General features: G+C 67.7%; 13 protein-coding genes. 10 read left to right on the forward strand and 3 right to left on the reverse strand.

The genetic code is table 11. The features are described 5' to 3' along the window. The first annotated feature begins 3 nt into the window (after positions 1-3). Positions 4-420 (forward strand): alternative ribosome rescue aminoacyl-tRNA hydrolase ArfB, encoded by a 417-nt coding sequence (gene arfB, locus D578_RS0110550; protein WP_018949918.1) that lies wholly within the window; start codon positions 4-6, stop codon positions 418-420. A gap of 154 nt (positions 421-574) precedes the next feature. Here arfB and D578_RS0110555 read toward each other — a convergent pair whose 3' ends face one another. After that, positions 575-2,395, reverse strand: a complete 1,821-nt coding sequence (locus D578_RS0110555) for an ABC transporter ATP-binding protein/permease (RefSeq protein ID WP_018949919.1) — start codon at positions 2,393-2,395, stop codon at positions 575-577. A 106-nt stretch (positions 2,396-2,501) separates the two neighbouring features. Beyond that, positions 2,502-2,963: a cytochrome c gene (locus D578_RS0110560; RefSeq protein WP_018949920.1), complete on the reverse strand. Its 462-nt coding sequence runs from the start codon at positions 2,961-2,963 to the stop codon at positions 2,502-2,504. Positions 2,964-3,139: 176 nt separating this feature from the next. Here D578_RS0110560 and recQ point away from each other — a divergent pair, with 176 nt between their 5' ends. Both recQ and D578_RS0110570 read left to right on the forward strand, forming a co-directional pair. Further along, complete coding sequence (gene recQ, locus D578_RS0110565; protein WP_018949921.1) at positions 3,140-5,029, forward strand: DNA helicase RecQ; 1,890 nt, start codon at positions 3,140-3,142, stop codon at positions 5,027-5,029. A gap of 43 nt (positions 5,030-5,072) precedes the next feature. Then, positions 5,073-5,828 (forward strand): DUF3581 family protein, encoded by a 756-nt coding sequence (locus D578_RS0110570; RefSeq protein ID WP_018949922.1) that lies wholly within the window; start codon positions 5,073-5,075, stop codon positions 5,826-5,828. A 187-nt stretch (positions 5,829-6,015) separates the two neighbouring features. On the opposite strand, the gene asd is transcribed toward D578_RS0110570, so the two are convergent. Continuing rightward, entirely contained in the window at positions 6,016-6,870 is an 855-nt protein-coding gene (gene asd, locus D578_RS0110575; protein WP_018949923.1) for an archaetidylserine decarboxylase, read from the reverse strand. A gap of 78 nt (positions 6,871-6,948) precedes the next feature. On the opposite strand from asd, the gene prmB reads away from it, so the two are divergent. The 7 genes from prmB (at position 6,949) to tolB (ending at position 12,902) form a co-directional block, all read left to right on the forward strand. After that, on the forward strand, positions 6,949-7,845 hold the full coding sequence (gene prmB, locus D578_RS0110580) for a 50S ribosomal protein L3 N(5)-glutamine methyltransferase (protein WP_018949924.1): 897 nt from the start codon (positions 6,949-6,951) through the stop codon (positions 7,843-7,845). Between the two features lie 88 nt (positions 7,846-7,933). Then, complete coding sequence (ruvB, locus tag D578_RS0110585; RefSeq protein ID WP_042798431.1) at positions 7,934-8,977, forward strand: Holliday junction branch migration DNA helicase RuvB; 1,044 nt, start codon at positions 7,934-7,936, stop codon at positions 8,975-8,977. Beyond that, positions 8,974-9,393 carry a tol-pal system-associated acyl-CoA thioesterase gene (gene ybgC, locus D578_RS0110590; RefSeq protein WP_018949926.1) on the forward strand — a complete coding sequence of 140 codons (420 nt, stop codon included), beginning with the start codon at positions 8,974-8,976 and terminating at the stop codon, positions 9,391-9,393. The genes ruvB and ybgC overlap by 4 nt, the downstream gene beginning before the upstream one ends. 32 nt (positions 9,394-9,425) lie before the next feature. After that, positions 9,426-10,100: a protein TolQ gene (tolQ, locus tag D578_RS0110595; RefSeq protein WP_026289297.1), complete on the forward strand. Its 675-nt coding sequence runs from the start codon at positions 9,426-9,428 to the stop codon at positions 10,098-10,100. Positions 10,101-10,103: 3 nt separating this feature from the next. Then, complete coding sequence (gene tolR / locus D578_RS0110600; RefSeq protein WP_026289298.1) at positions 10,104-10,556, forward strand: protein TolR; 453 nt, start codon at positions 10,104-10,106, stop codon at positions 10,554-10,556. An 11-nt stretch (positions 10,557-10,567) separates the two neighbouring features. Next, a complete protein-coding gene (gene tolA / locus D578_RS0110605) occupies positions 10,568-11,581 on the forward strand; it encodes a cell envelope integrity protein TolA (RefSeq protein ID WP_018949929.1) in 1,014 nt (337 codons plus the stop codon). A 34-nt stretch (positions 11,582-11,615) separates the two neighbouring features. Continuing rightward, positions 11,616-12,902: a Tol-Pal system beta propeller repeat protein TolB gene (tolB, locus tag D578_RS0110610; protein ID WP_018949930.1), complete on the forward strand. Its 1,287-nt coding sequence runs from the start codon at positions 11,616-11,618 to the stop codon at positions 12,900-12,902. Positions 12,903-12,917: the final 15 nt, after the last annotated feature.

Below are 12,917 nucleotides of genomic sequence, written 5' to 3' on the forward strand. Positions count from 1 at the left end.
GCGATGCTGCAAATCTCCAACAGCGTGAGCGTCCCCGAGCACGAGATCGAGCTGACTCCGATCCGTGCCCAGGGGGCCGGTGGGCAGAACGTGAACAAGGTCGCCTCGGCCATTCACCTGCGCTTCGATATCCGCGCCTCCGGACTGCCCGACGTCTACAAGGAACGCCTGCTGCGCCGCCGCGATCAGCGAATCAGCAAGGATGGCGTGATCGTCATCAAGGCACAGCAGTACCGTACCCAGGAGGCCAATCGCGAGGACGCGCTGGAGCGCCTGGCGGAGCTGCTGCGCGAGGCCGGCCGCCCGATCAAGGCCCGCAAGGCCACGCGTCCGACCCGTGCCTCCAAGCTGCGCCGCCTGGATGGCAAGACCCAGCGTGGCCGCAAAAAGGCCCTGCGCGGCCGCGTCGATCCCGACTGATTCAATACCCTGTTCACCACGAAGCGCACGAAGGCACGAAGCGCACGAAGCGCACGAAGCGCATGAAGCGCATGAAGGCACGAAGAAGGGCCAGGGCATGGGCAAGGGCGGATTCACCATGGAATTTCTTCGTGCGCTTCGTGGTTGAAAGGGGTTAGTCCCCGGCCTTCAGGGCGGAGTCGGCGGTGGAGGGTTCGTGTTCCTGCTGGTGTTGCCACAGGCGGGCGTAGGCGCCGTTGCGTGCGAGCAGTTCGCGGTGGGTGCCGCGCTCGACCACGCGGCCCTGGTCCAGCACCACGATCTGTTCGGCGTCCTTTACGGTGGACAGCCGATGCGCGATGACCAGCGTGGTGCGCCGGGCCGAGACCTCGTTCAGCGCCTGCAGGATGGCCTTCTCCGAGCCCGAATCCAGGGACGAGGTGGCCTCGTCGAAGACCAGGATCGGCGGGTCCTTCAGCAGCATGCGGGCGATCGCGATGCGTTGCTTCTCGCCGCCGGAGACCTTGAGGCCGCGCTCGCCGACCACGGTGTCCAGGCCGTCTGGGAGGCGCTCGATGAAGTCGTCCAGGTGCGCCAGGTGGACCGCGCGCCGGATCGCCTCTTCCGACGCTTCGGGGTCGCCGTAGGCGATGTTGTAGCGGATGCTGGCGTTGAACAGCACGGTGTCCTGCGGCACCACGCCGATCGCGCGGCGCAGGCTCTGCTGGGTCACCTCGCGGATATCCTGGCCGTCGATGGTGATGCGCCCGTCGGTCACGTCGAAGAAGCGGAACAGCAGCCGTGCGAGCGTGGACTTGCCGGCCCCGCTGGGACCGACCACCGCGAGCTTGTGCCCGGCGGGGATCTCCAGTGAGACGTCCTCGAGGATCGCCCGCTCCGGTTGATAGTGGAAGGCAACCTGTTCGAAGCGCACATGTCCGCCGGTCACCGCGAGATCGGGCGCGTCCGGCCGGTCCTCGACCTTCACGGGCTTTTCCAGCAGGCCGAACAGGCGCTCGATGTTCGCCAGCGACTGGCGGATCTCGCGATAGACGAAGCCGAGGAAGTTCAGCGGCATGAACAGCTGGATCATGTAGGCGTTGACCATCACTAGATCACCCAGCGACATCTGCCCCGAGGCCACGCGGCTGGCGGCCAGCAACATCATCACGGTGATGGCGGCGGCGATGATCAGGGCCTGGCCGGAGTTCAGCAGGACCAGCGACAGCACGTTCTTCGTACGCGCCTGTTCCCAGGTGGCCAGGCCCTCGTCGTAGCGCCGGGCCTCGAAGCCCTCGTTGCCGAAGTACTTCACCGTCTCGTAGTTCAGCAGGCTGTCGATCGCGCGGGTGTTGGATTCGTTGTCGCGCTGATTCGCCTCGCGCACGAAGCGGGTGCGCCACTCGGTAATCCACACCGACCAGGCGATGTAGGCCGTCACCGCGATGATCACCGTCAGGGTGAATACCGGGCCCACCGCCACCAGCAGGATGACCGCGACCATCGCGATCTCGATGATCGTTGGCAGGATGTTGAACACCATGAAGCGCAGCAGGAAGCTGATGCCGCTGGTGCCGCGTTCGATGTCCCGGGCCAGCCCGCCGGTCTCGCGCGCCAGGTGGAAGCTCAGCTCCAGCCGGTGCAGGTGTTCGAACACGCGCAGGGCCGCGCGCCGCATCGCACGTTCGGCCACACGCACGAAGACCGCGTCGCGCAGTTCGCCGAACAGGGTGCCGCCAAAGCGCAGCAGGCCGTAGGCGATGACCAGCGCAACCGGGACCATGACCAGTGCATCGGCCCCGGAATCCTCGAAGTGGTCGACGATGTACTTCAGCACCAGCGGGACCAGCACGGTCGCCAGCTTGGCCAGCCCCATCAGCCCGAGGGCGAAGAACAGCCGCCCGCGGAATTCCGCGAGATAGGGCAAAAGGGAGCGGACGATGCGCCAGTTGATCGCGTCGTCGGCCGCATCGTGCACGCTGGAATGACCGCGCATGGGGGGATCCGGGGCTGGGTAGGCGTCCTACTTTAGAGAGGTGCCGCGGAGTTCGCACATTGGTGCGACTTCAGCGGCGTCTCCTGCACCCGATCTCTTGGCGGCATCAGTCGATACCGACCGCGCGCTGCTCCTGGCGGATCCAGGCGATGATGTGGGCGGTGTCCTCGCCGGAGACCCCGGCCACTGGTGGCATCTCGCCGAACTCCCAGTGGTGCTGGTGCACGCCCAGGGCCACCGCGCGATGGAAGGTGATGTCCGGGTGGTGGGAGGGCTCGTAGATGCGGTGGAGCAGGGGCGGACCCTGGTCCGTGCCGCGGGCATCCTCGCCGTGGCATTCCATGCAGTTGGCCCGGAACAGCGAACGGCCGGCCTCGGGTTGGGCATCGAAACCCTCCGGCGGCAGGCTGTAATCGAGTTGCGCCGTGGAGCCGGATGCCGCGTTCGACTCGCCGGTGGGTGCCTGCGCGGCCTCGTCTCCGGTGTCCGAATCGGGGGCCTCGGAGCAGGCGGCGAGGGTGATCAGCGCGAGACAGGCAACGGGCAGGAGGCGGGCGGGCATCGGCATCGGTATTCCTGGGAAGAGGGATTTGCGCCGCAGTTTATCGTGGTCGGTGTTTCCATGGGAATGCGTCCGCGGCGTGGGCTGCGGGCCCGGCACGGCGATTGCGGCGCTTGTCGCTTGCAGCGGTGCCGGGCATTCGGCAGTCTTGCCCGCCTGTCTTATTGTTTGGAGTGTATCCATTGGAACCCTCGGGTCTTGCAGCTGGCGAAGCGCAGGGAAGCGCTCCGGCGGCCGCGCCACTGGAGATCCTGCGCGAGACCTTCGGCTATACGGAATTTCGCGGCCAGCAGCAGGCGGTCGTCGAGCATGTGACCGGCGGTGGCGATGCGGTGGTGCTGATGCCGACCGGTGGCGGCAAGTCGCTTTGTTTCCAGATCCCGGCGCTTGCGCGGCCCGGCTGTGGCATCGTGATCTCGCCGCTGATCGCGCTGATGCAGGATCAGGTCGCCGCCTTGCGCCAGAATGGCGTGGCCGCGGCCAGTCTGGACTCTGGCCAGAAGGCGGACGAGGCGCGCTCCGTGCTGGCGGCCCTGCATGCCGGCGAGCTGGATCTCCTGTACATGTCGCCGGAGCGGCTGTTTGCCTCGGGCATGCTGGAGCGTCTGGAAGGCATCGACCTGGCCCTGTTCGCCATCGACGAGGCGCACGGCGTCTCGCAATGGGGGCATGACTTTCGCCCCGAATACAGTCAACTGGCGGTGCTGGCCGAGCGTTTTCCGCAGGTACCGCGCCTCGCCCTGACGGCAACCGCTGACGGCCCGACCCGCCAGGAGATCCGCGAGCGGCTGTGCCTCGATCAGGCGCGCGCCTTCGTCAGTTCCTTCGACCGGCCCAATATCCGCTACCGCATTGCGCAGGCGGATGGTGGCCGTGGTGGCTCGGCACGCGATCGGTTGTTGCGCTTCATCCGCGAGGAGCACGCCGGGGAGGCAGGGATTGTCTATTGCCTGTCGCGCAAGAAGGTCGACGCCGTCGCCGAATGGCTGGCGGAGCAGGGTGTTGCGGCCCTGCCGTATCACGCCGGCCTGCCGGCCGCGACCCGCGCGGCGAACCAGACCCGCTTCCTGCGCGAGGAGGGCGTGGTGATGGTGGCCACCATCGCCTTCGGCATGGGCATCGACAAGCCGAACGTGCGCTTTGTCGCCCACCTGAATCTGCCCAAAAGCCTGGAGGGCTACTACCAGGAGACCGGTCGCGCCGGCCGCGACGGCCTGCCGGCCAATGCCTGGATGGTCTTTGGGCTGCAGGATGTCGTGACCCTGCGCCAGATGCTGGAGGGGTCGCAAGCCGGGGCCGAGCGTCAGCGCGTCGAACAGCAAAAGCTGGAGGCCATGCTAGGGTTCTGCGAGATCACCAGCTGCCGCCGTCAGGCCCTGCTGGGGTACTTCGACGAGCACATGCCGGAGCCCTGCGGGGCCTGCGACAACTGCCTGGAGCCGCCGGCGACCTGGGATGCCAGCGTGCCGGTGCAAAAGCTCCTGTCCTGCATCTATCGAACCGGCGAGCGCTTCGGCGCCGGGCACGTGATCGACGTGCTGCGCGGCTCCGCCAGCGAGCGCCTGAGCCGCCTGGGCCATGATCGCCTGAGCACCTTCGGCATTGGCAAGGAACTCGACAAGGCGCAGTGGCGCGGCGTGGTGCGGCAGTTGCTGGCGCGCGGGCTGCTGCGTCTGGATGAAGAGGGTTACGGCGGACTGAAGCTGGATCCGGCCTGTCGCCCGGTGTTGCGCGGCGAGGAGGGGGTTCACCTGCGCGAGGAGGCCGCCCGTCCGGAGAAGGGGGCACGCACCGCCAGCCCGGCACGCCGCGATACGGCTCGCAGCGTCGCCGCGATGGACAGCGAGGATCGCTCCCTGTGGGAGGCACTGCGGGGCCTGCGTACCGAGCTGGCGCGCGATCAGGGGGTGCCGCCTTACGTGATCTTCAGCGATGCCACGCTGCTGGAGATGGTGGCGGCTGCGCCACGCAGTCGTGACGAGATGGCCGGGATCTCCGGGGTGGGTCAACACAAGCTGGAACGCTACGGTGATGCCTTCATCAAGGCCATCGAGGGGCATTTCGGGCTATAGTGGTGCGAAAAACCACACTAAATGATGCGTTCGGGGAGACCGCGTGACCGATACCCGCTTCCTTGAGGATTTCTACCGCCATCGCGACGGTCAGCTGGTCGTAACCCCGGAGCAGGGCAGCGACTTCGCCAAGACCCTCGCGGGCGACTTCAATCCGATCCACGATGCCGACAACCGGCGCTTCTGTGTCCCGGGGGACTTGCTGTTTGCCCTGGTGCTGGACACCTATGGAGCGAGCGCGGACATGCTGTTCCGTTTCACCGGCATGGTGGGCGGGAATGTGCCGCTGATCTTTCCGGAAAACCCGGGCGCGGCCTTCGCCATTACCGACGAGAGTGGCAAGAGCGTGATCGAGGTTGAGCGTTCCGGGGCGGTGATCGACGAGCCCAGTGCGATCGGATCCCTGATCCGCAGCTATGTCGGCTTCTCCGGGCAGAACTTCCCGCATGTGCTGGTGCCCCTGATGGAGGAGCACGGCGTGATGGTGAACCCCAAGCGCCCGCTGGTGATGTACGAGCGCATGGGCTTTCACCTGCCTGAGCCGCTGGCGGCCAGCGCCGGGGTGCCGGAACCGCGCCTGAAGGATGCGGTGATGACGGTCAACGGCAAGCGCGGCGAAATTCGTCTGGACTACGAACTGGTGATCGACCACTCAGTGGTCGCCGACGGCAGCAAGCACCTGGTGCTGAGCGGCCTGCGGGCGTTCGATGCCGGCGATGTCGAGCGGCTCGTCGCTGAATACGAAAGCTGGAAGGCCGCCTACTTCAATCAGCATGCCGGGACCCGCGCCCACGCCTGAAGGCCTTCCGCACCACGAAGCGTACGAAGACACGAAGAACGGCCAGGTCAAAAGCGAAAAGCTTTTACAGGCAGGTGGGAATTAATCAGCGTCTCCCTGGAGCCGGACGTCTCTCAAGAAATCTTCTGACCTCCCCGTCTTTCTGTGAATCGCCCTTGAACTTCGTCGTGTGTTTCGTGGTGAAAACTCAGTAGAACTGGCCGAGCGCCGAGCGGACCTGGACTTCGGTCTCCGGCGTGAGGCGGTCCTCGAGCTTCAGTGGGTGGTCGGGCAGCAGCAGCACGACCGAGGATCCCAGGTTGAAGCGTCCCATCTCCGCGCCGCGCTCCAGGGTGATGGCACGGTCGGGGTATTCGCTCACGCTGATCTCGCGACCATGCGGCGGGGTGATCTCGCCGGCCCATACGGTCTCGATGGAACCGACGTTCTGCGCGCCGATCAGGGCCATGGCCATCGGCCCCACCGGGGTGTCGAAGCAGGCGACCACACGTTCGTTGCGGGCGTACAGCCGCGGCACGTGACGCACGATGCGCGGGGCGACCGAGAACAGCCGTCCGGGCACATGGATCATGTGGGTCAGGGTGCCGGTCAGCGGCATGTGCAGCCGGTGGTAGTGACGCGGCGACAGGTACAGGGTGACGAAATGCCCGTGGCGGAAGGCGCCGGCCAGGTCGTCCTCCCCGCCCAGCAGTTCCCGCACTGTGTAGTGGTGTCCCTTGGCCTGGAAGATCTGCCCGCCCTCGATGCGCCCGGTCGCACTGACCCGTGAATCGGCCGGGCTGACCAGAGTGCTCGCATCCCCCGCCAGCGGGCGGGCATCCTCGCGCAGGGCGCGGGTGAACAACGCGTTGAAGCTGGGGTAGGCGGTCAGGTCTGACTCTGCGGCCTCGTCCATGTTCAGCCCGAAGCGGCGAACGAAGGCGCGCAACAGCGGCTGCAGGTGCGGCGACTCGATACGCGCCAGACGGTGCACCCCGCGCGACAGGGCGTGCTGCGGCAGCAGGTGCGACAGGCGCGCCAGCCAGGGGTCGATCTTGCTCATGCGGGATCTCGCTTCGGCGTACACCGTGACATCGAGGCGGTATGATGACCGCCCTCGCACGCAACGGAAAGACCGGGCATGGATTCGACCACCGGATTGCGCACCCTGCGCGACTTCATTCGCTTCGGCGCCAGCCAGTTTCGCGGCGCCGGGCTGACCTTCGGTCATGGCACCGACAACGCCTTCGACGAGGCGGCCTGGCTGGTGCTGCATACGCTGCATCTGCCGCTGGATCTACCCGAGTCGTGGTGGGATTCGCGCCTGAGCGAGGCCGAGCGCACGCGGGTCGTGGCGGTGCTGCGCGAGCGCATCGCCACCCGCAAGCCTGCGGCGTACCTGACCCGCGAGGCCTGGTTCGCCGGGTTGCCGTTTTATGTCGACGAACGCGTGCTGGTGCCGCGCTCGCCGCTGGCGGAGTTGATCGCCGCGGGCTTCGAGCCGTGGGTGGATCCCGATGGGGTGACTCGGGCCCTGGATCTTTGCACCGGTGGCGGTTGCATCGGTATCGCGATGGCGCTGGCCCTGCCGCAGGCGCAGGTGGACCTGGCGGATGTCTCGCCGGATGCGCTGGCGGTGGCTCGGATCAACATCGAGCGCCACCAGATGGGCGAGCAAGTCCGCGCATTGCAGTCCGACGTATTCGATGGGCTGCAAGCCGGGGACCGCTATGACCTGATTGTGTCCAATCCGCCTTACGTGGATGCCGAGGACATGGCGGCCTTGCCGGACGAGTACCGCCACGAGCCGGCCCTGGGGCTGGCCGCCGGGGGCGACGGGCTGGATATCGTGCGCCGCATCCTGGACGGGGCCCGCGAGCACCTGACCGAGGACGGCGCGCTGATCGTGGAGGTCGGCAACAGCCAGGCCGCGGTGGAGGCCGCCTTCCCGGACCTGCCAATGATATGGCTGGAGTTCGAGGCCGGCGGGCATGGCGTGTTCCTGGTCTACGCCCGCGACTTGCCCGCAAGCGCCTGACCCACGCGGAGCCGCTCCCGGGCCGCAGTCCGAAAACCCGGCAGAGGGCTCTGTAAACGGCGCCGGTGGCGATGCATACTGCGGGGCTATGGAATCACGTCTGGTGGATATGCAGAGTCGGTCCGAGGAAGAGCGGGCGGAGGTCAGCCTGCGCCCGAAGCGGCTCGCCGACTACACTGGTCAGCCGCGTGTGGTCGAGCAACTGGGGCTGTTCATCGAGGCTGCCCGCGGGCGCGACGAGGCCCTGGACCACACGCTGGTCGCCGGCCCGCCCGGGCTGGGCAAGACCACCCTCGCGCACATCATCGCCAACGAACTGGGCGTGGGCCTGCGCCAGACCTCCGGCCCGGTGCTGGAACGCGCCGGCGATCTGGCGGCCATCCTTACCGCGCTGGAGCCGCGCGATGTGCTGTTCGTCGACGAGATCCACCGCCTGCCGACGGTAGTGGAAGAGATCCTGTATCCCGCCCTGGAAGATGGCCAGCTGGACATCGTGATCGGCGAGGGTCCGGCCGCGCGTTCGATCAAGGTGGACCTGCCGCCGTTCACACTGGTGGGGGCCACCACCCGCGCCGGGCTGCTCTCGGCCCCGTTACGTGACCGGTTCGGTATCGTCCAGCGCCTCGATCATTACACTGTCCCCGATCTCGCGTATATCGTGGATCGCGCCGCCGGCTTGCTGGGCGTGGGGATCGAGGCCGAGGGCGCGACCGAGATCGCACGCCGCGGGCGCGGCACGCCGCGCCTGGCCAATCGTCTGTTGCGACGGGTGCGCGACTTCGCCCAGGTGCGGGCCGACGGCGTGGTGACCCTCGATGTGGCCGCGCAGGCGCTGGACCTGCTGGCGATCGATGCCTCGGGGCTGGATGCCCAGGACCGCCGTCTGCTGGAGGTGCTGGTGGAGAAGTTTGACGGCGGGCCGGTCGGGGTCGAGAGTCTGGCCACGGCGATGAACGAGGACCGCGGCACGCTGGAGGATGTGGTCGAGCCGTTCCTGATCCAGCAGGGCTATCTGCAGCGCACCCCGCGCGGGCGCCAGGCGACCCGCCGCACGCTGGCCATGTTCGGCCTGACGCGCACGAAAGAGGGCGGCCTGCTGACGCCGACGGCCGAGGGCGCGCGCCAGCCATGACGACGGATTTCGAATGGCCGGTGCGGGTGTATTACGAGGACACCGATGCCGGTGGCGTGGTGTACCACGCGAATTATCTGAAATTCATGGAGCGCGCGCGGACCGAATGGCTGCGCGCGCTGGGCTTCGAGCAGGACCGGCTGCGCGCCGATTACGGAATTGTGTTCGCCGTGCGGCGTCTGTCTGTGGAGATGCAGCGCCCCGCGCATTTCAACGAGGCCCTGACGGTGACCTGCCGGGTGCAGCGTCTGCGCCGCGCCAGCATCGAATTCGCGCAGGTGGTGCAGCGTGACGCGACGGCACTGGTGACCGGCGAGGTCGGCATTGCCTGTGTGGACGTGGCCCGGCAGGCGCCGGTGGCAATCCCCGATGAAGTGACGCACGCGCTGCGTGCGGCGGAAGGAACAAAGGCATAACGGGAGATGGATAAGTGACAGTGGACTTTTCGATGTACCAGCTGATCATGGACGCGAGTCTGATCGTGCAGCTGGTCATGGTGATCCTGGTGGTCGCCTCGGTGCTCTCCTGGCTGGTGATCATCATCAAGGCGCGTTCCCTCAACGCGGCACACCGCGCCAGCGATGAATTCGAGGAGCGCTTCTGGTCCGGCGCCGATCTGTCGCATCTGTACGAGGGGGTGCGGCGCAAGTCGGAGATGTCCGGCATGGAGCATGTCTTCTCCTCGGGCTTCAAGGAGTTCCTGCGGGCTCGCCAGCACGGCATGGCGCCCGGCGAGCCCGCCCATCGCGCGATGCGCGTGGCCATTGCGCGCGAGACCGACGGGATGGAGCGCTATCTGCAGTTCCTCGCCACGGTCGGTTCGACCAGCCCGTACATCGGCCTGTTCGGCACCGTGTGGGGCATCATGCACGCCTTCCTGGGGCTTTCCGGGGTGCAGCAGGCGACGTTGGCGATGGTGGCTCCGGGGATTGCCGAGGCCCTGATCGCAACCGCGCTCGGCCTGTTCGCTGCCATCCCGGCGGTGATCGCCTACAACCGTTTTGCCGGGGACGTCGACCGCGTGGCGGTCCGGCTGGAGAACTTCAGCGACGAATTCGTGGCCCTGCTGAATCGCCAGGGGGCGGGCAAGCCTGCCGAGGGTGCCGCCGGGGCGCCGGCCTAAGCCATGGCCGAGTCGCGTCGCAACAGCCGCCGCCTGAGGCGGCCCATGTCGCAGATCAACGTCGTGCCGTTCATCGACGTGATGCTGGTTCTGCTGATCATCTTCATGATCACCGCGCCGATGCTGCAGCAGGGCGTGGAGGTCGACCTCCCGGAGGCCGATGCCGAGGCCATGGAAGAAGACCCGCAGGCGACCGAGCCGCTGGTGGTCACGGTGGACGCCGCTGGTGCCATGAGCCTGAATCAGGGGCCTTACGTGAACGAGCCGCTGGCGCCGCAGGAGATGACCGAGATCGTGCGCGAGTTCCTCGCCGAGAACCCGGGCACGCAGACCTTCGTGCGCGGTGACCGCAATGTCGATTACGGCCGCGTGATCGATGCCATGATCGCCCTGCAGCGTGCCGGAGGCGGCCGGGTCGGGCTGATCACCGAGCCGCCGCGCGACAACCAGGACTGAGCCGCCCCGCCGTGTTCGAGCTCCTGCGCCGTCACCCCTTCAGCCTGATCCTCGTCCTGCTTCTGCACGGCGTGTTGTTCGCGGCGTTGTTGCTGAATGTCAGCATGGTATCGCCGACCTCCACCCGCGCTGCGGTCGAGATTGCCGTGCAGGAGGAGATCGAGGTGATCGACGCGGTCGCGGTGGATGCCGAGACCTTCGATCGCATTGAACACCAGCGCGAAGTGGCCGACCAGGAACGCGTCGCCGAGCAACTGCGTGCCGAGGAGGATCGCCGCCGCGCCGAGGAGCAGGCCCGGCGCGAGGAAGAGCGCCGCCAGGCCGAGGAGCAGCGCCGTCGCGAGGAACAGGAGCGTGCGCGCCAGCAGGCCCTGGAGGATGCCGAGCAAGCCCGCCGCGAGGCCGAGGAAGAACGCCGCCAGGCACGCGAGGAGGCCGAGGCCGAACGCGAGCGCATCCGCCAGGAACGCGAGGCCGCGGAACAGGCCCGGCGCGAGGCCGAGGAGGCCCGCGAGCGCGAGGAGGCGGAACGGCGCGAGCGCGAGGAAGCGGAGCGCCAGGCGCAGGAAGAGGCGGAGCGCCGCGAGCGTGAGGCGGCCGAACGCCGCGAGCGGGAAGAGGCGGAGCGCCGCGCGGAGCAGGAGCGCGAACTGGAAGAGCAGCGCCGGCGCGAGGCGATGGAACGCGAGCAGGAGCGCATGGCCGAGGCGCAGGCCCGGCGCGAGGCGGCCGAACGTCAGGCGCAGGCGGATCGAGAACTGGTCGAATGGCGGACGCAGGTGCAGGCGGTGGTGGAGCGCCGCTGGCGCCAGCCATCGGGTCTGGATGCCTCGGATCGTGCCTTCGTTCTCGTGCGCGTCAACGAGACCGGGCGTATCATCAATTTCGACATCGAGAGCTGCTCCGGCGGGTCCGCCTTCTGCGACTCGGTCCGTCAGACCATGGATCGCCTGTCGTCGCTGCCGCGTCCGCCGGATGCGGATGCCGTGCGCGGCGGGGTGCGCATCCGCTTCGAGCCCGACTGACCGGGCCGCCGCAAGCCGGCCCACGAGGAAACACATGCAACGAATGATTCACGTGATGCTGCTGGGGTTGGCGCTGTTTTGGTCGGCGCAGGCCCAGGCGGTGCTGGAAGTGACGGTGACCGAGGGTGTGACCGGCGCGATTCCCGTGGCCGTGACCCCGTTCGCCTGGGAGGGCGACGGGCGCCCGGACGAGGACGTAGGCGAGATCCTGGCCGCGAACCTGACCCGGAGCGGGCTGTTTGACGTCGAGCGCGAAGGCTTGCCCTCGGCGCCCTCGGGCCCTGCCGACTTCCTCGCCCAGCCCTGGGCCGAGGCGGGTATGGAGTACCTGGTGGTCGGCTCCATGCGCCCCGACGGCGACCGCGTGATGGTCGAGTTCCACGTCTTCGACGTGCTGGCGGAGGAGCGTCTGGGCGGCTGGCGTATCCCCGTGCCGGCGGACATGCTGCGCCGCGGCGCGCATCGCGTGTCGGATATCGTCTACGAGCAGATCACCGGCGACCCGGGCGCCTTCAGTGCGCGCATCGCGTTTGTCAGCGTCGAGCGCCGCAACGACTCGCGCGAGTTCCGCCTGGAGGTCGCGGACTCCGACGGCGCCAATCCGCGCACCCTGTTCCGGTCGCGGGATCCGATCATGTCGCCGGACTGGTCGCCGGACGGTCGTGAGCTGGTTTACGTCTCGTTCGAGAATCGCCGCTCCGAGGTCTTCCGCCAGAACGTGGAGACCGGCGAGCGCAGCCGGATCGCGAGCTTTACCGGCATCAACAGCGCACCGGCCTGGTCGCCGGACGGGCGCCAGCTGGCAATGAGCCTGTCGCGCGACGGCTCGCCGAATATCTACGTGATGGATCTGGCCTCCGGCGATCTGCGTCAACTGACGCGCTCCAGCGCGATCGAGACCGAGCCGGTCTGGTCGCCCGACGGCGACACCATCTACTTCACCTCCGACCGTGCGGGCGCGCCGCAGATCTATGCTCAGCCGGCCAGCGGCGGCAATGCGCGCCGGCTCACCTTCGAGAGCGGCTACGCGGCGGCGGGCACGATCTCCCCGGATGGCCGTTCATTGGTGTACGTCCATGGGGGCGATGGCGGATTTCAGCTGGCGCGTCTCGATCTGGATGATCGCCGTGTGACGCGCCTCACGGACGGGCGCGATGCAGAATCGCCAAGCTTTGCACCCAATGGCAGCATGATTCTGTATGCCATGACGGATGGGGGGCGAGGCGTGCTCGGTTCCGTCAGTCGCGACGGCCAGGTGCACCAGCGACTGGCCGCTCGTGAAGGCGAGGTGCGTGAGCCCGCCTGGTCGCCCCTGAACTGATCTCTCCGGACCCTT

It is taken from the genome of Thioalkalivibrio sp. ALMg11 (assembly GCF_000377905.1).
Classification (GTDB): Bacteria; Pseudomonadota; Gammaproteobacteria; order Ectothiorhodospirales; family Ectothiorhodospiraceae; genus Thioalkalivibrio.